This is a genomic window from Trinickia violacea, assembly GCF_005280735.1.
GTDB classification, from domain to species: Bacteria; Pseudomonadota; Gammaproteobacteria; order Burkholderiales; family Burkholderiaceae; genus Trinickia_A; species Trinickia_A violacea.
On record NZ_CP040077.1, the window covers coordinates 86,261 to 102,999 of the forward strand.

Annotated in this window: 16 protein-coding genes; 13 read left to right on the forward strand and 3 right to left on the reverse strand. The window is 64.5% G+C overall.

Annotation, left to right across the window (positions count from 1 at the left end):
- Positions 1-194 precede the first annotated feature (194 nt).
- Positions 195-800 (reverse strand): DNA-3-methyladenine glycosylase I, encoded by a 606-nt coding sequence (locus FAZ95_RS00320; protein ID WP_137330602.1) that lies wholly within the window; start codon positions 798-800, stop codon positions 195-197.
- 160 nt (positions 801-960) lie between these two features.
- On the opposite strand from FAZ95_RS00320, the gene FAZ95_RS00325 reads away from it, so the two are divergent.
- Both FAZ95_RS00325 and FAZ95_RS00330 read left to right on the forward strand, forming a co-directional pair.
- Entirely contained in the window at positions 961-1,854 is an 894-nt protein-coding gene (locus FAZ95_RS00325) for a glucosamine kinase nucleotide-binding domain-containing protein (protein WP_137334368.1), read from the forward strand.
- A 102-nt stretch (positions 1,855-1,956) separates the two neighbouring features.
- The gene (locus FAZ95_RS00330) at positions 1,957-2,778 is read left to right on the forward strand and encodes a Cof-type HAD-IIB family hydrolase (protein WP_137330603.1); all 822 of its coding nucleotides are present in this window, start codon (positions 1,957-1,959) and stop codon (positions 2,776-2,778) included.
- 23 nt (positions 2,779-2,801) lie between these two features.
- Here the strand turns inward: FAZ95_RS00330 and FAZ95_RS00335 are convergent, their stop codons facing one another.
- Positions 2,802-3,506: a histidine phosphatase family protein gene (locus FAZ95_RS00335; RefSeq protein ID WP_137330604.1), complete on the reverse strand. Its 705-nt coding sequence runs from the start codon at positions 3,504-3,506 to the stop codon at positions 2,802-2,804.
- Between the two features lie 377 nt (positions 3,507-3,883).
- Between FAZ95_RS00335 and FAZ95_RS00340 the strand changes: the two genes are divergently transcribed.
- Positions 3,884-4,183 (forward strand): H-NS histone family protein, encoded by a 300-nt coding sequence (locus FAZ95_RS00340; RefSeq protein WP_137330605.1) that lies wholly within the window; start codon positions 3,884-3,886, stop codon positions 4,181-4,183.
- 423 nt (positions 4,184-4,606) lie between these two features.
- Here FAZ95_RS00340 and FAZ95_RS00345 read toward each other — a convergent pair whose 3' ends face one another.
- Positions 4,607-5,671, reverse strand: a complete 1,065-nt coding sequence (locus FAZ95_RS00345; RefSeq protein ID WP_137330606.1) for a glycosyltransferase family 4 protein — start codon at positions 5,669-5,671, stop codon at positions 4,607-4,609.
- 702 nt (positions 5,672-6,373) lie between these two features.
- Here FAZ95_RS00345 and flhD point away from each other — a divergent pair.
- The 10 genes from flhD (at position 6,374) to cheD (ending at position 16,736) form a co-directional block, all read left to right on the forward strand.
- Positions 6,374-6,694, forward strand: coding sequence for a flagellar transcriptional regulator FlhD (gene flhD, locus FAZ95_RS00350; protein WP_254699770.1), 321 nt, complete (start codon positions 6,374-6,376; stop codon positions 6,692-6,694).
- A gap of 115 nt (positions 6,695-6,809) precedes the next feature.
- Entirely contained in the window at positions 6,810-7,364 is a 555-nt protein-coding gene (gene flhC, locus FAZ95_RS00355) for a flagellar transcriptional regulator FlhC (RefSeq protein WP_137330608.1), read from the forward strand.
- A gap of 307 nt (positions 7,365-7,671) precedes the next feature.
- Complete coding sequence (motA, locus tag FAZ95_RS00360) at positions 7,672-8,532, forward strand: flagellar motor stator protein MotA (RefSeq protein WP_137330609.1); 861 nt, start codon at positions 7,672-7,674, stop codon at positions 8,530-8,532.
- Positions 8,533-8,548: 16 nt separating this feature from the next.
- A complete protein-coding gene (motB, locus tag FAZ95_RS00365) occupies positions 8,549-9,553 on the forward strand; it encodes a flagellar motor protein MotB (RefSeq protein WP_137330610.1) in 1,005 nt (334 codons plus the stop codon).
- A gap of 69 nt (positions 9,554-9,622) precedes the next feature.
- The gene (locus FAZ95_RS00370) at positions 9,623-9,988 is read left to right on the forward strand and encodes a response regulator (protein WP_137330611.1); all 366 of its coding nucleotides are present in this window, start codon (positions 9,623-9,625) and stop codon (positions 9,986-9,988) included.
- 118 nt (positions 9,989-10,106) lie between these two features.
- Positions 10,107-12,350: a chemotaxis protein CheA gene (gene cheA, locus FAZ95_RS00375; protein ID WP_137330612.1), complete on the forward strand. Its 2,244-nt coding sequence runs from the start codon at positions 10,107-10,109 to the stop codon at positions 12,348-12,350.
- Between the two features lie 37 nt (positions 12,351-12,387).
- Entirely contained in the window at positions 12,388-12,909 is a 522-nt protein-coding gene (cheW, locus tag FAZ95_RS00380) for a chemotaxis protein CheW (protein ID WP_137330613.1), read from the forward strand.
- 105 nt (positions 12,910-13,014) lie between these two features.
- Entirely contained in the window at positions 13,015-14,955 is a 1,941-nt protein-coding gene (locus FAZ95_RS00385) for a methyl-accepting chemotaxis protein (RefSeq protein ID WP_137330614.1), read from the forward strand.
- A 9-nt stretch (positions 14,956-14,964) separates the two neighbouring features.
- Positions 14,965-15,915 (forward strand): CheR family methyltransferase, encoded by a 951-nt coding sequence (locus FAZ95_RS00390; RefSeq protein WP_137330615.1) that lies wholly within the window; start codon positions 14,965-14,967, stop codon positions 15,913-15,915.
- Positions 15,912-16,736 carry a chemoreceptor glutamine deamidase CheD gene (cheD, locus tag FAZ95_RS00395; RefSeq protein WP_137330616.1) on the forward strand — a complete coding sequence of 275 codons (825 nt, stop codon included), beginning with the start codon at positions 15,912-15,914 and terminating at the stop codon, positions 16,734-16,736. Before FAZ95_RS00390 ends, cheD begins: the two co-directional genes overlap by 4 nt.
- Positions 16,737-16,739 lie beyond the last annotated feature (3 nt).

Genomic DNA, 16,739 nt, shown 5'->3' on the forward strand with positions numbered 1-16,739 from the left:
TACCCGGCAAGGCTCGTCAGCGCGCGCCGCTTGGTCCGGCGGCCGCGTTTCAGGATTTTCCCTAGCGGCGGCGCGCGCTGTGGCGGGTGTTGCGAAAACGCTAACCGGCTGGGAACGAGTCCGATGGGCCGTAAGCGGTGCGAGGACTTCGCCGCGGCGCAGCTTCGCGGGCGCCCCAGTCGCGCTCGCTAGGCTTAGGCGCTCACGCGCTTGCGGCCCTTTTTGCCAAGCGCCGCGCACCGGTCGTGACAGATGCAATCGACTTCGTGGTCGTTCACCATTCCCACCGCCTGCATGAACGCGTAGCAGATCGTCGATCCCACGAACTTGCAGCCGTATTTCTTGAGCGCCTTGCTGAGCGCGTCGGAGATTTCGGTCGAAGCGGGCGCGTCTTTATATGACGCGTGACGGTTCTGAATCGGCACGCCGTCGACGAACGACCAGACGAAGTTCGCAAGCGAGCCGTGCTCGACGCGAATCTGCTGGACCGCACGCGCATTGAGGATGGCGGCTTCGATCTTTGCCCGGTTGCGCACGATGCTCGTGTCCTGCATGAGCGCTTCGACCTTCTTCGGCGTGAAGCGCGCGACGGCATCGGCATCGAAGTCCACGAAAGCGCGCCGGTACCCTTCCCGCTTGTTGAGAATCGTCGACCATGACAGCCCGGCTTGCGCGCCTTCGAGCACGAGCATCTCGAACAGGTGCCGGTCGTCGCGCGAAGGCACGCCCCATTCGGTGTCGTGATAGTGCTGGTCCGCTTCGCTTTTCACCCAATGGCAACGGTGCGTCTGCTCGGTCATTTGCGTGCCTCGATTCGATTTCTGCTTTGGTTTGCGCCGAAAGTCTCGCGCCAAGAATAGCGTATCGGTATCTGGAAACAACTAGGCCGTTCGGCCGATTGGCGCGCGGCGGCGAAGCGGATAACCTCGCACTCAACGTTTTTTCACGAGCGAATGGATGATGGACAGGCATGATTTTCTGATCGGCGTCGACGGCGGCGGTACGGGCACGCGTGTCGTGCTGGCCGACGCGCACGGCGTCGAAATGGCCCAGGGCACGGGCGGCTCGTCGGGGCTGGGCCTCGGGGTGGAGCGCGCTTGGCAATCGATCGAAGCCGCGGTTACGCAGGCGTTCGAGCGAGCGGGCGCAGTGCTCGATTGGTCGCGATGCGCGCTCGCCTGCGGGCTTGCCGGCGTCAACAACCGCGACTGGCTGGCGGCCTTCGTCGCGCAAGCGCCCAAGCTTGCAGCACTGGTGATCGAGAGCGATGCCTACACGACGTTGGTCGGCGCGCATGACGGCGCGCCCGGTGTGATCGTCGCGCTAGGCACCGGCAGCGTCGCGGCGGCGCTGGATGAAAAGGGCGTTTGCCGCATCGCCGGCGGCTATGGTTTTCCTTCGGGCGACGAGGCGAGCGGTGCCTGGCTCGGCGTGCGCGCGGTCGTCCACGCTCAGCGCTCGCTCGATGGCCGCACTCGGCCGGATGCGTTCTCGCAGGCTTTGCTCGCGCGCACCGGCGCGCAGGATCGCGACAGCCTCGTCGTCTGGCTCTGCGCGGCGAATCAAACGGCCTACGCGAGCCTGGCGCCGCTCGTGCTCGAGCACGGGACGCATCCATTTGCCGCTGGTTTGCTTGCGCAGGCCGGCGCCGACATCGCCAATCTAATCGACGCGCTCGATCCGGCCGCGCAATTGCCGGTCGCGCTGTGCGGCGGGCTCGCCGAACCCTTGACGCCGTTCGTGCCGTCATCTCATCGCGCGCGGCTGCGTGCGCCGCTCTCGGATTCGGCGCACGGGGCGCTGCGCCTGGCGCAGCGTGAAGCGGCGCGCGCGGCGCAGGCCGCCAAGCCATGAGTCAACGCGGGGGGCAGCGTGGCTCGATCGGCGGGTGTCATCCGGCCGTCGCGCCAAGCGGCGATAAAATAGGACTTTTGCCGCAACCGCCCTCGCCTAGCCATGTACAAAGTCATCGCCACCGATCTCGACGGAACCCTGCTCAATAGCGATCACCAGCTCGACCCGTTCACGGTGGCGACGGTTCGCAAGCTCGCGGACGACGGCGTGCATTTCGTCATAGCGACGGGGCGCCACTATTGCGACGTGGCCGGCATCCGCGACATCCTGGGCATTCGGCCGCATTTGATTACTTCGAACGGCGCCCGCGTGCACGCGCCCGACGACACGATGATCCACGCGCAGGATCTGTCTCCCGCCGCAGTGCGCCGGCTCGTGCAGCCGGAGATCGCCGGCGCGCACGGCCGCGTCATCGTCAACCTGTTTGCCGACCAAGCCTGGCTGATCGACCGCGACGCGCCCGAGCTGCTTGCGTTCCATCAAGACTCGGGGTTCCGTTACGAGGTCATCGATACGCTGGCGCACGACGGCGCCGATATCGCCAAGGTGCTCTACATCGGCGAACCGGACGATCTCGCGCAAGTGGCGGCGAAGCTCGAACGCGAATTCGGCGACGCGCTCTACGTCACCTACTCGCTGCCCGATTGCCTCGAAGTGATGACGTCGAACGTTTCAAAGGGGCGCGCGCTGCAATTCGTGCTCGAACGTCTCGGCGCAGACGCGTCAAAGTGCGTCGCGTTCGGCGACAACATGAACGACATCGATCTGCTCGAAACGGCCGGTCATCCGTTCATGATGAATAACGCCAATCCGGACCTGGTCGCGCGTTTGCCGCGAGTGCCGCGCATCGGCAATAACTTCGAAGCCGGCGTCGCGCATCAATTGCGCAAGCTGTTTTCGATGCAGGACGAGATCGCGTCGTAGCGGCGCCAATTCCCCGCATCCATTCAATGTGACGCCGCGGACTTTGGCGCGGGGCTCGACACCGTATCGGAAGCAGCAGGCAACGCCGCGCACGGACATTCCTTCGAACGTCCGTCGAGCCCTTGCAGCTCGTGTTTGAAGCTTGCGCGCGGCGTGCCGCTTTGCCAGTCGAGCTTCACGATATAAATGCTGTCGAAATCGCCGCTTTGCCAATGCGGGACGTCGTTCGCGTTGCCGCCGTGGGCCGTCAGCATGTCGCGCACGAGTGTTTCGATCAGCTTGTGCTCCCAGGCGATCACTACGAGCTTGCCGCGATAGTCGGGCGCGACCAGCGTGCGTTCGAGCTTGTCGATCTGGGACAAGCCATACGGCGTCTGAATGGGCATGCCGAATTGAATTGCCGTCGGCTCGATGGTCGCGAGCGGACGAACGTAGTAATACAGGTGGCCGCCGTCTTTCTTCTGCTCGCCTGGGTCCGGCGCGTAAATCGCGTCCGGTTTGCCGAATTTTGCGGCGATCACGGCGGGTAGTGCGAGTGCGCGGTTCAAACCCTGGCAATCGAGCTGCCCATAGCCTTGCGCCGGTTTTTCTCCATGCCGCACGAAGACGAGCGTTTCGATGTTGCCGCCGGCAGCCTCTGCGGCTCCCGCGTCCGGTGCGAGCAAGCCGGCGCAGAAGGCGATGCCGGCACATAGAAAACCCGTGATGTATTCACGCGAAAGTTTCATTTCCAACCACCTTGGCGAGCCATTCGAAGTCGGACGATTCTAGCAGCGCGTGAAGCCCGGCTGGAAACGGCTACCGGTCAATGCAAGCGATACGGTATCCTAATGAGTCGGCAGGCCGCGCAAGTACGATTAATGCCATTCGCTAATCCGCATTGACGAGCTGTTATCGGCAATTTGTCTGCGCGGTAGTCAACAATTGTCAAATAACAATGGGCTCGATCTGGTAATTTCCTAATTAGGAGCTTTCTGCGGTAATGTAACGATCCTTAAGAATTATCAGATGATTTGCGGTAAGACTGGGTGAATTGCGCATTGCTAATTGCGTTCTTTACGACTAATCTCGGGGCAAATGACGTGTACATAACAGGGAGGCCAACATGTCTCAATACGCGGATCTGAAGGCGCAAATCGCCAAGTTGCAGGCCCAGGCTGATGATGCCCGGCGCACTGAAGTCGGAAACGTGATCGCTGAAATCCGTCAGAAGATCGCCGAATATGGTCTTTCGGCGCACGATCTGGGCTTTGCGGAAGCCGCGCGCCGCGGCCGTCCGCCGAAGAAGGCGCCGCTGCCGCCGAAATACCAGGACCCGAAGTCAGGGAATACCTGGAGTGGCCGGGGCAAGCCGCCTAAATGGATCGTCGGAAAGAATCGGGATCGCTTCCTGATTCAACAATGACGGTAACGGCCGAATCGAAAGCGAGTTGAAGGTAGACGGGGCGTCGCGGTAAAAACCTAAATTGGCAGGCGCATCGGGGTTATGCGCGCCGACAAGAAAATAGGCATTTTCCGGCAATATTTTGTCGGCCCGAGTTAGTGCTTCAGCACTTACTCGGGCCCCATGCTGTGGTTGCCTGGAGTTAGCGCTTTAGCGCTTACTTCAGGCCCACAGTGAGTCGGCCCGAGTTAGTGCTTCAGCACTTACCCCGCTCCCATGCAAAGCAGCCGGCGAATGAATAGACGATTTCCCTACTCGCTCGGCGGGACTTTCCTACGGCTTTATCGGGGCAGCGAGTCAGGCAGCTGCGGCACGCCTGAAATGCGGCGGGCGGCGCTTCAGTACTGAAGCGCCGCCCGCCATTTCCATTCTTCAGCAGATCGTTCAGCCCGCAGCCACGCGACGCAGGACCGGGCGGCGTGCGCGCTGCACGAGCGCCGCATACCCGTCGACATAATTCTGCGCCATCGTCTTCGCGCTAAAGCGTTTCTCGAACTGCGTGCGGATCTCGCTGCGCGACAGTTCGTCGAGCCGCTGCAGCGCGGCGACGGCGCCCTGCACGTCTTCGACGATATAGCCCGTCACGCCGTGGTCGATCACCTCGGGCACCGAGCCGCGGTTGAACGCGATGACGGGCGTGCCGCACGCCATCGATTCGATCATCACGAGGCCGAATGGCTCGGACCAATCGATCGGGAAGAGCAGCGCCTTCGCGCCGGAAAGGAATTCCGGCTTTTGCGCTTCGTTGATTTCACCGACGAATTCGACGTGGGCCTGCGACAGCAACGGCTCGATCTCGGTCTTGAAGTAGTCCTGGTCGACCTTGTCCACCTTGGCGGCGATCTTCAGCGGCAGACCGCTCAGCGCGGCGATCTTGATGGCTGTATCGACGCGTTTTTCCGGACAGATGCGTCCCAGGAACGCGAGGTATTCGGGCTTCTTCTGCGGTTGCGGGGTCAAGAGCCCGTCCGGCAGGCCGTGGTAAATCGTGTTGAGCCAGTTGGCCTGCTGCAGAGGAAGCCGCTGCGAATCGGAAATCGACACGACCGGCGCATCGGTGAAGGTGTCGAACATCGGTTGCAGCTCAGGCAGGTCGAGACGGCCGTGCAGCGTCGTGACGAACGGCGTATCGAGCCCGGAAAAGAGCGGGAACGGCAGGTAATCGAGGTGAAAGTGCAGCACGTCGAACTCGTGTGCGACACGGCGCACCTTTTCGAGCAGCAGCATGTGCGGTGCGAGGGCGTCGCGGATCGACGGATCGAGCCGCAGCGCACGCGGCCAAGCCGCTTCGAGGTTGGCCGAGGTCACGGAGTCGCCGCTTGCGAAGAGCGTGACGTCGTGGCCGAGGTCGACGAGTGCTTCTGTGAGGTAAGACACGACGCGCTCAGTGCCGCCGTAGAGCTTCGGGGGTACGGCCTCGTAAAGCGGCGCAATTTGGGCGATTCGCATGCGTAACTCTCCTTATTCAAGAACTTCTCGGGCCGGGCGGCCGCCGCCTGACGTGTGGCGAGGGGCCGGCCCGGCGCCCGGAAACACGCGGGTTGCGCGGTCCGGCAAAGGATGGCCGACAGTGGCGCAGGTTGGGTTGGCCGTCCCAAGGAGACCATTATCGGGATCGAGCGCACGGATTCGAGCCATTTTTCAAACACTTGCCGCTTGTTACAGGCCGAAACACCGGCCCGTTCCTTGCGGTCGGCCCGAATGCCGGTCATGACCGGGAAAAAGCGCAAGCCGGATCTCCGCGCCCGCTTCCCTAAGCAGAAATCGGGCCGCATGAGTTTCGCAAGTTCGGCGACTGAGCCGAATTCAAGGGAGAAAGGAAAGGGAAGGTGTTAGATAAGGGCATTTGTTGCGGCGTCGTGAAATCTCACTATAATTTCGGCAAACGCCTCACGTCCTTTTTTTCCCGCCATTACCAGGCCGTTCAATACGACAGCATCAATCGCCGATGCGTCGTTCTTGTCAGAAAAATTCCTACACGTTTTATAGACTTTTCCGTCGAGTAGACGGGGTGTCCGTCCGATTTCCGCTCCTTGCACCTTCCGAGACAATGCAGCCAGGACCATAAGCGGGCTCTTCGCGCGTCTTATTTGCGCGCGGACGAGCAAACGTTTCCGTAAGCCTGACCAGCTAGAAAGACTCGGGGGAATCATGAGCGCCACAATCGAAATGCTCAGCGAGATCAAAGAAGTAAACTTGTCCTATCTATTGCTCGCGCAGCGTCTTTTGCGCGAAGACAAGGCGATGGGCATGTTCCGTATGGGAATCAGCGAGCAATTAGCCGATGTGCTCGCCAATCTCTCGCTGGCGCAAACCGTCAAACTCGCCGCATCGAATCAAGTGCTCTGCCGCTTCCGATTCGATGATCACGCCATCCTGTCCTCGCTTGCCGACAAGGGCAAAGCCAACGCCGTCGCGCAGGCGCATTCCGCCATCCTGATGGCGAGCCAGCCGGCCGAAGCCCTCGGCTGACAGCGCACTCACGCCATTGCCGTAACAGCGAGCATGCCGCCCGGCGGCCATGCCGCTGACGGGTAGTGCCGTATCGGGGCAAAACAAGCAGTCAAGAACGCAGGACACAACGCGGATGGCCACAAAAAGCGTGGTGCTCGAAGTCAAGGAAATCACCTTGGCAATCGAGTTGATCGAGCTTGGCGCACGTTTGCAATTGCTCGAAGCAGAAACGAGCCTGTCGCGCGACCGGCTCATCAAGCTGTACAAGGAATTGAAAGGCGTTTCGCCGCCGAAGGGCATGCTGCCGTTCTCGACGGACTGGTTCATGACCTGGCAGCCGAACATTCATTCGTCCCTGTTTTACAACACCTATCGGTTCATGGTGGAGCACGGCGGCTGCGAGACGATCCAGTCGATCGTGAAGAGCTATCGGCTGTATCTGGAGCACGTGCAACTGCACGCCGAGGAGCCGCTTCTCAGTCTCACGCGAGCCTGGACGCTGGTGCGCTTCTTCGATTCGGGGATGCTGCAAATGACGGCCTGCACGCGTTGCGGCGGACATTTTGTCGCGCATGCGCACGACCCGCAGCACGGGTTCGTCTGCGGCTTGTGCCAGCCGCCGTCGCGCGCGGGCAAGACGAAGAAGGCCGGCGCGTCGAAGGCCGACCTGGTCGAGATGGCCGCTTGATGGTGGCTCGACGGCATTGAGAAGGCCGCCGGAAGGCCGATTCGATCGCTGATCCCCGGCGCGCTCGCGCTTCGTAAGGCGCCGTAAGGCGTACCCTCGCCGGCGGCGCACGCCGTCCGCGCCGAGGCAATCGGGCGCAGCCGCCAAGCGGCGCGCCTTCCCGGGCGCGGTGACGCGCCCCGGCCCGATTCGGTGGCTCGTGGTTTACACGCCCCGCCCCGCCCGCTTTTCCCCTCAAAGTTTTTGTCCTGCGTGCCGTAAACCAATTAACGACGGTCTCCCCGTCGCTTTTTGTGAGGGCCCGGCAGTGCTGATTTTCATTGGAGTGTTCGTGACGCTGTTGTCCGTCTTCGGCGGTTATGCGCTGGCAGGCGGGCATCTGGGTGCGCTGATTCAGCCGACCGAAATTCTGATGATCGGCGGCGCCGGCGTGGGTGCGTTCGTCCTCGGCAACGGGATCAAGAACATCAAGGCGACGGTGCGGGTGCTGCCGACGCTGTTCAAGGGCTCGAAGTACAACAAGGACGTCTACATGGAGCTGATGGCGCTCCTTTACGTTCTGCTTGCGAAGGCGCGCAAGGAAGGCACGCTGACGCTCGAAGCCGACATCGACGATCCCGAGAAGAGCCCGATCTTCACGCAGTATCCGAAGATCCTCGCCGATAAGCACATCGTCGAATTCCTCACCGACTATTTGCGCTTGATGGTCGGCGGCAACATGAACGCGTTCGAAATCGAAAGCCTCATGGACGAGGAGATCGAGACGCATCACGCCGAAGGCGAAGGTCCGGCGCACGCGTTGAGCCGCGTCGGCGACGCGATGCCGGCCTTCGGTATCGTCGCGGCGGTGATGGGCGTCGTGCACACGATGGCCTCGGCCGACAAGCCGCCTGCCGTGCTTGGCGCGATGATCGCGGAAGCGCTCGTCGGCACCTTCCTCGGCATTCTGCTTTCCTACGGTCTGATCGGACCGCTCTCGAGCCTCGCCGAGCAGCGCGTGGCCGAGTCGACCAAGATGTTCCAGTGCATCAAGGTCACGATCCTCGCGAGCCTGAACGGCTACGCGCCGGCGATCGCGGTCGAGTTCGGCCGCAAGGTGCTGTTTTCGACCGAGCGTCCGTCGTTCGCCGAGCTCGAAGAGCACGTGCGCCGCGTGAAGGCCAAGTAAGCGCGGAGACCCGGCCATGAGCAAAGGAAAAGAGCGCGCCATCGTTGTCAAGCGCGTGACTGCAGCGAAGAAGTCGCACCACGGCGGCGCGTGGAAGCTCGCGTACGCGGACTTCATGACCGCGATGATGGCGTTCTTCCTGCTGATGTGGCTCTTGAGCTCGGTCACGCCCGTGCAGTTGAAGGGCATCGCCGAATACTTCCAGCAGCCGCTCAAGGCCGCGCTCTTCGGCGGCGACCGCAGCGCCGAGGATTCGAGCATCGTCAAAGGCGGCGGCCGCGACATCTCGACCGACAAGGACGGCGTCACGCGCCGCAGCGACGGCGACACGACGAATGCGACGCGCACCGCCTCGAAGAGCGACGACGAAGCCATCAACCAGCAGCAAGGCTCGCTCGAGCGCCGCGAGCAGGTGCGCCTGCACGATCTGCAGATCAAGCTGATGGCCGCGATCGAAGCGAACCCCATCCTGCGCCAGTTCAAGCAGCAGATCCGCGTCGACTCGACGCTGACCGGCCTGCGCATCGAAATCGTCGACACCCAAAAGCGGCCGATGTTCGCGACCGCGAGCGACGACGTCGAACCGTACATGCGCGACATCCTGCGCGCGATCGGCCAGACGCTGAACGACGTGCCGAACCGCATCGTCGTCCAGGGCCACACCGACGCCGTGCCGTATGCCGGCGGCGAGAAGGGCTACAGCAATTGGGAGCTGTCGGCGGATCGCGCGAACGCCTCGCGCCGCGAGCTGATCGCCGGCGGCATGGACGAAGACAAAGTGCTGCGCGTGATCGGCCTCGCCTCCGCGCAGAACCTGAACAAAGCCGATCCGCTCGATCCGGAGAACCGGCGCATCAGCATCATCGTGCTGAACAAGAAATCGGAAGATGCGCTGACGCGCGACGACACCTCCACGACGACGCTGTCGAACGACGCCGCGGGCGCAAAGGCCCTCGGCAGCGCGTTTGGCGCCGCGCCCGCCGTGGCTCCTCAACCCGTGACCGTGCCGGCCAAGCCATGAGCGGCGTGCCCTTCGCGCAGCGCTTGGTTGCGCCGGTCCACTGCGCCCGCCAGGCGCCGTGAGGAATAGATGATCAGGAACATTCTGGCGATCGACGATTCGGCCGCGATGCGTGAAATTCTTTCCGCGACGCTGACCGAGGCGGGCTACAGCGTGACGGTTGCCGCCGACGGCGAGGAAGGGCTCGAAAACGCGCTCGCGCAGGCGTTCGATCTCGTGCTGACGGACCAGTACATGCCCAAGCGCAGCGGGCTCGACGTGATCGCCGCGCTGCGCTCGAATCCGGCCTATGTCGAGACGCCGATTCTCGTGCTCACGACCGAGGACGGCGAGGCATTCAAGGACGCGGCGCGCGCGGCGGGCGCGACGGGCTGGATCGAAAAACCGCTCGACCCGGAGACGCTGACCGAGCTGGTCGCGACGCTCGGTGCGTAGCGGCGGCGCGACAGGCAGGACGAAACGTAAGACGCGCAAATAGACGCGCGAAATTTGACCAAGCAGATTTGCAAAGCGCAGCAGCAGCCAAGGACAAGACCCCTCGCGGTGACCCAGCATGACTCTCGACATCACTCAGTTCTACCAGACGTTTTTCGATGAAGCGGATGAACTGCTCGCGCAAATGGAGCAGTTGCTGCTCAACCTCGATATCGGCGCGCCGGACCCCGAGGACCTCGCCGCGATCTTTCGCGCGGCGCACTCGATCAAGGGCGGCGCGGCGACTTTCGGCTTTACCGCACTGACGGAAACGACGCACATCCTCGAATCGCTGCTCGACCGCGCGCGCAACAACGAGATCACCCTGCGCAAGGACATGGTCGACACGTTCCTCGAGACCAAGGACGTGCTCGCCGATCAGCTCGCCGCCTACCGCGCGAGCGCCGAACCCGACGCGGCCGCGGCCGCGGAGGTGTGCGCCAAGCTCGAACGCTTCAATGCCGAGAGCAGCGGCGCGGCGGCGCCCGCAGCGCCGGAGCCCGCGCCTGCTGCGCCGATGGACATCGCGTTCGACCCGCCGCCTGCCGTGGCGGGCACGGGAGCGAATCCGCCGGAGCACGTCGTCGCGCAGGCCGAGCAGGAGCTCGGGCACGCGCCGGGCGCCGCATCGGCACCGGCCGCAGGCGGAAATGATGCAGGACCTCACCTGAAAATTACGCTACGGGGGGTGGGGGAGAAGGACCAGGAACTCCTGACCGAAGAGTTGGGGAACCTGGGGCAGATCGTCGGAACGGTGAAGAGCGGCGGCGACTTGACGCTGTATCTCGAGACCGATGTGTCCTCCGACGACATCACGGCCGTGTGCTGCTTCGTGATCGACGAAAGTCAGATCCTGATCGGCCGCGGCACCGCACCCGCCGGGGAGGAGGCGCCGGCCGAACCGCCGGCGCCTCCGAGCGCGGCGGCCGCGCCCGCTGCGCCGCCGGCAGCACCGGCTCAAGCCGCTGCGCCCGCGCCTGCCGCGCCGCAACCGGCCAGCGCACCGGCACCGGCCGCGCCCGCTCCGGTGCAGGCGGCCGCGCCGAAAGCGCCCGAGCCGCCGCCCGCCGCGCCGAAGCCCGCTGCCGCTTCCGAAGACAAGAAGGCCCGCCCAGCCGCAGCAGCGGCGACAGCCGAAGGCAGCTCGATTCGCGTCGGCGTCGAAAAGGTCGACCAGCTGATCAACCTCGTCGGCGAACTCGTCATCACGCAGGCGATGCTCGCCGAGACCACGAGCACGTTCGACCCGGCGGTGCACGACCGCCTTTACAACGGCATGGCCCAGTTCGAGCGCAACGCGCGCGACCTGCAGGAAGCGGTGATGTCGATCCGCATGATGCCGATGGATTACGTGTTCAGCCGCTTCCCGCGCCTCGTGCGTGATCTCGCCGCGAAGCTCGGCAAGGAAGTCGAGCTCGTCACGTTCGGTCAAGCCACCGAACTCGACAAGAGCCTCATCGAACGCATCATCGATCCGCTCACCCACCTCGTGCGCAACAGCCTCGACCACGGCATCGAAACCGTCGAGAAGCGCCGCGCCGCGGGCAAGGATTCGACCGGCCAGCTCGTGCTTTCCGCCGCGCACCACGGCGGCAACATCGTGATCGAGGTCAGCGACGACGGCGCGGGCTTGAACCGCGAAAAGATTCTCGCGAAGGCGACGAAGCAGGGCATGCAGGTCAGCGAATCGATGACCGACGAGGAAGTCTGGAACCTGATCTTCCTGCCGGGCTTCTCGACCGCCGAGCAAGTGACCGACGTGTCGGGCCGCGGCGTCGGCATGGACGTCGTGAAGCGCAACATCCAGGCGATGGGCGGCCACGTCGAGATCCAATCGCAAGCGGGCAAGGGCAGCACCACGCGCATCGTCCTGCCGCTCACGCTCGCGATTCTCGACGGCATGTCGGTGAAGGTGGGCAGCGAGATCTTCATCCTGCCGCTGAACTTCGTGATGGAGTCGCTGCAGCCCAACGCCGAAGACATCTACACCGTCGCCAACGGCGAGCGTGTCGTGCGCGTGCGCGGCGAGTACCTGCCGCTCGTGGCGCTGCACGAAGTGTTCTCCGTCGACGACGCGCGCACCGAACCGACGCAGGGCATCGTCACGATCATGCAGACCGAGGGCCGGCGCTTCGCGATGCTGATCGACGAGCTGGTCGGGCAGCAGCAGGTCGTCGTGAAGAACCTCGAAACGAACTACCGCAAGGTGCATGGCATTTCGGCCGCGACCATTCTCGGCGACGGCAGCGTCGCGCTGATCGTGGACGTGGCGGCGCTGTTTCGCGAGTCGCGTGCCTCGCACGGCGCGATGAGCTTCCAGTAATCAACTTTTCGCAATTCCCAACCGTTTGGGGGCTAACGTGGCAGAAGTCCAATCCAACCAATCGACCGGCGTCGCCGGCCGCCGCGATGCGCTGCAAGGCGACGCAGCCGGGCAGGAGTTCCTCGTCTTCACGCTCGGCGCGGAAGAGTACGGCATCGACATCCTCAAGGTGCAGGAAATCCGCGGCTACGACAGCGTGACGCGCATCGCCAACGCGCCCGACTTCATCAAGGGCGTGATCAATCTGCGCGGGATCATCGTGCCGATCGTCGACATGCGCATCAAGTTCCACTTGGGCCGCGTCGAGTACGACCATCAGACCGTCGTGATCATCCTGAACATCGCGCACCGCGTGGTCGGGATGGTGGTGGACGGCGTGTCCGACGTGCTCACGCTCACCGTCGACCAGATCATGCCGGCGCCCGAATTCGGCGCGGCGCTCACGGCCGAGTACCTGACGGGCCTCGGCACCGTCGACGGCCGCATGCTGATCCTGATGGATATCGAAAAGCTGATGAGCAGCAAGGAGATGGCGCTGATCGAGAGCTTCGCGCACTGATCGCGCGTCGATCGCGCGTTGATCTCGCATTGATCTGATACGCACGGCGCAACGTTCCGGCACCCAGCCTTTTCCACGCACCCCCAGCCCACGGAGACACTCACAATGTTGCACAACTGGTCGATCCGCACGACGCTGACCGCGATAGGCGTGGTGCTTCTCGCGCTGACCGTCGCCGTCGGCGCGCTCGGTCTGTCGGCGCTCAACGGCGCGAGCCACTCGCTCGACACGCTCGCGCGCGGCGATCTGCCCGCGATCCATTCGCTCGACGACGCCGGCGCTTACCTGCTGCGCTCGCGCGTGGCGCTCGACCGCTTCCGCGCGCTGACCGAGGCAAACAACACCGACGAAGCGAAGAAGGTGCTCGACCGCGCGCAGGAACTGCTCACGCTGTCGAACACGGCGTGGCAGGCGTACCAGGACGCACCGAAGGTCGACATGGACGGTGCGCTGCTCGACGACCTGAGCGCGAAGCACGCGAGCGTTCTTCACGACGGCGTCGAGCCGGAATTCGCGGCGGCGCGCGCGGGCGATATGGCCGGCTACCACGCGATCGCCGACACCAAGATCAGCCCGATGTTCGTCGCCTTCGACCAGGCCGCGGCGCTCGTCATCAAGGCGCGCCAGCAGCACGCCGAAGCGCTGCACGCGCGCTCGCAATCGCACATCTCGCTGATGAGCATGCTGATCGTCGCGGTGACGGCGATCGCGCTCGTGCTCGTCGTGCTGATCCGCTTCGCGATGCGCGGGCTCATCGTGCAGCCGCTGCAGGATGCGATCTCGCACTTCGACCGCGTCGCCGCGGGCGACCTCACGCATCCGGTGAACGTGTTCAGCAAGAATGAGATCGGCCACCTGTTCGGCGGCATCAAGCGCATGCAGGACAGCGTCACCGACATGGTGAAGGCCGTGCACGCCGGGACGGAATCGATCGACGTCGGCGCGCGCGAGATCGCGGTCGGCAACACGGATCTGTCGCAGCGCACCGAGCAGCAGGCGGCGTCGCTGCAGGAAACCGCGGCGAGCATGGAGCAGCTGACGGGCACCGTGCGCCAGAACGCCGAAAACGCGCGGCAGGCGAGCCAGCTGGCCGTCAACGCCTCCGATATCGCGACGCGCGGCGGCGAAGTCGTGAGCCAGGTCGTCGAGACGATGCAGGACATCGCGACGAGCTCGAACAAGGTCGTCGACATCATCGGCGTGATCGAAGGGATCGCGTTCCAGACCAACATCCTCGCGCTGAACGCGGCCGTCGAAGCGGCGCGCGCGGGCGAGCAGGGCCGCGGCTTCGCGGTGGTCGCAGGCGAAGTGCGCAGCCTCGCGCAGCGCAGTGCGTCGGCGGCGAAGGAAATCAAGTCGCTGATCGGCGACTCGGCCGACAAGGTGCAAAACGGCACGGAACTCGTGGGCCGCGCGGGCACGACGATGGAAGAGATCGTGCAGGCCGTGCGCCGCGTGACCGACATCATGGGCGAGATCAGCGCGGCGTCCGAAGAGCAGTCGACGGGGATCGAGCAGGTCAATCGCGCCGTGACGCAGATGGACGACGTGACCCAGCAGAACGCGGCGCTCGTCGAAGAGGCGGCGGCTGCTGCCGCGTCGCTCGAAGAGCAGACGCGCAAGCTCAAGATGGTGGTGGGCGCGTGGCGCGTCTCGGGCGATGCGGTTCATGCGGTGCAGCCGGTGACGCGAGCCGCTCGTCCGGCGCCGCGCGCGCTGGGCAGCACGGCGGCCGGCACGGCGACGAAGCGCGCGCTGCCTGCGCCGAAGAAGGCGCTGGCGCAGTCCACACCGTCGGCCCCGCGCGAGCCGCAACTGTTGCCGCCGGCGCAACCGGCGTCTCCGGCAGCTTCGGCTCCGGCCGCACCGGCGAGCGCCAAGCCGTCCGGCGCCGCGAGGTCCGCGCGCACCGAGGCATCGGGCACGCCGCGCTCGGCCGCGCCTGCCGCACCGCGCGCTTCGGCACCGGCATCCGCGCCGCGGCCCGCCGCGGCTGCGCCGACGGCTGCGAGCAAGGCTTCCGACGACGACTGGGAAACCTTCTAAGCAAGCATCATGACGACAGCGCGCGCACAACGAATCGACCGCCCTGAGCCCGTGAGAACGGGCGAGATGGAGCGCGATTTCGACTTCACGTCGGCGGATTTCGCGCGCATTCGCGATTTGATTCATCGTCGCGCGGGCATTTCACTTTCCGACCACAAGCGCGACATGGCGTACAGCCGGCTGGCCCGGCGCCTGCGCGCGCGCGGGCTCGACAGCTTTCGCCATTACCTCGACCTGCTCGAGTCGGAAAACGATCCGGCCGAGTGGGAAGCGTTCACGAACGCGCTGACCACCAACCTGACCGCGTTCTTCCGCGAGTCGCACCACTTCCCGATCCTCGCGGAGTTCGTGAAGCGCCGGCAGCAGGCGGTGTCGGTGTGGTGCTCGGCGGCGTCGACGGGCGAGGAACCGTATTCGATCGCGATGACGCTGATCGAAGCGCTCGGCGATTCGGCCGCTCGCCAGGCCACCGTGCTCGCCACCGATCTCGACACGCAGGTGCTCGCCAAGGGCGAAGCGGGCGTGTACTCGCTCGACCAGGTCAAGCAATTGAGCCCCGAGCGTCTCAAGCGTTTCTTCCTGAAGGGCACGGGATCGCACGCGGGCTACGTGAAGGTGCGCCCGGAAGTGCGCGCGATGATCCGCTTCGAGCAGTTGAACCTGACCGATGCGGACTATCGACTGAGCACGCCGTTCGACGCGATCTTCTGCCGCAACGTGATGATCTACTTCGACAAGCCGACGCAGTCGCAGGTGTTGTCGCGCTTCGAGCCGCTCGTGAAGCCGGGCGGGCTGCTGTTTGCCGGGCACTCGGAGAACTTCACGTATGTGACGCAGGCGTTCAAGCTGCGCGGGCAGACGGTGTACGAACTCACGCGCGACGCGGGCGCGAACTCGCGCGGCCGTAGCCACGATCACGCTAAGAGCGCCGCCTCGATGCCGCGAAGGGAGGCAGCGTGAACGGCCTCCCGATCGCCACCAACCTCTACTACGACAACCACTTCCGCCGTCAGGGCGTGAAGCTGCTGCCGAACGAGTTCTACACGACCGGCGACGACATGGTGCTCGTGACCGTGCTCGGCTCGTGCGTGGCCGCGTGCATCCACGACCGCACGGCGGGCATCGGCGGCATGAACCACTTCATGCTGCCCGACGACGGCACCGAGCCCGCGCAGGCCGCCTCCGATTCGATGCGCTACGGCGCGTATGCGATGGAAGTGCTGATCAACGAGCTGATCAAGATGGGCGGCCGGCGCGAGCGTTTCGAGGCCAAGGTGTTCGGCGGCGCGGCGGTGCTCGCGGGCATGACGACCATCAATATCGGCGATCGAAACTCCGAGTTCGTGCGCCGCTACCTCGGCCTCGAAAAAATCCGTATCGTCGCCGAGGACTTGCAGGGCCAGCATCCGCGCAAGGTCGCGTTCATGCCCTACACGGGTCAGGCGGCGGTGAAGAAATTGCGTCTGCAGCAGGAGCCGAGCGTCGCGGAACGCGAGCAGGCGCTTGCCAAGCAGACCGCGGAATTGCGCGCGGCGCGTCACGCACGTGCGCGTGAGCACGTCGAGCTTTTTGCGGCGTCGGCGAACAAGCCGCGCGTCGAGTTATTCGGCGGTGGCCCCGGAGGAGGCGCGGCGGCGAGTGTGGCCACACAGGCGGCCACCCAGTCGGCCAATAAGCCGCCCGCGACGGGTAAACCGCGTATCGAGCTGTTCGGCGCCAGTGCGGGTTCGAGCACGCGCCCGATTGGTCAGAACAGCCCCAGGACTGTTGAGGAGGCGTAGTAG

What these genes read in the sequence shown, in the direction of transcription:
- FAZ95_RS00320 (WP_137330602.1), bottom strand. Translation starts at nt 800, where the DNA reads ATGACCGAGCAGACGCACCGTTGCCATTGGGTGAAAAGCGAAGCGGAC.
- FAZ95_RS00325 (WP_137334368.1), top strand. Translation starts at nt 961, where the DNA reads ATGGACAGGCATGATTTTCTGATCGGCGTCGACGGCGGCGGTACGGGC.
- FAZ95_RS00330 (WP_137330603.1), top strand. Translation starts at nt 1,957, where the DNA reads ATGTACAAAGTCATCGCCACCGATCTCGACGGAACCCTGCTCAATAGC.
- FAZ95_RS00335 (WP_137330604.1), bottom strand. Translation starts at nt 3,506, where the DNA reads ATGAAACTTTCGCGTGAATACATCACGGGTTTTCTATGTGCCGGCATC.
- FAZ95_RS00340 (WP_137330605.1), top strand. Translation starts at nt 3,884, where the DNA reads ATGTCTCAATACGCGGATCTGAAGGCGCAAATCGCCAAGTTGCAGGCC.
- FAZ95_RS00345 (WP_137330606.1), bottom strand. Translation starts at nt 5,671, where the DNA reads ATGCGAATCGCCCAAATTGCGCCGCTTTACGAGGCCGTACCCCCGAAG.
- flhD (WP_254699770.1), top strand. Translation starts at nt 6,374, where the DNA reads ATGAGCGCCACAATCGAAATGCTCAGCGAGATCAAAGAAGTAAACTTG.
- flhC (WP_137330608.1), top strand. Translation starts at nt 6,810, where the DNA reads ATGGCCACAAAAAGCGTGGTGCTCGAAGTCAAGGAAATCACCTTGGCA.
- motB (WP_137330610.1), top strand. Translation starts at nt 8,549, where the DNA reads ATGAGCAAAGGAAAAGAGCGCGCCATCGTTGTCAAGCGCGTGACTGCA.
- FAZ95_RS00370 (WP_137330611.1), top strand. Translation starts at nt 9,623, where the DNA reads ATGATCAGGAACATTCTGGCGATCGACGATTCGGCCGCGATGCGTGAA.
- cheA (WP_137330612.1), top strand. Translation starts at nt 10,107, where the DNA reads ATGACTCTCGACATCACTCAGTTCTACCAGACGTTTTTCGATGAAGCG.
- FAZ95_RS00385 (WP_137330614.1), top strand. Translation starts at nt 13,015, where the DNA reads ATGTTGCACAACTGGTCGATCCGCACGACGCTGACCGCGATAGGCGTG.
- FAZ95_RS00390 (WP_137330615.1), top strand. Translation starts at nt 14,965, where the DNA reads ATGACGACAGCGCGCGCACAACGAATCGACCGCCCTGAGCCCGTGAGA.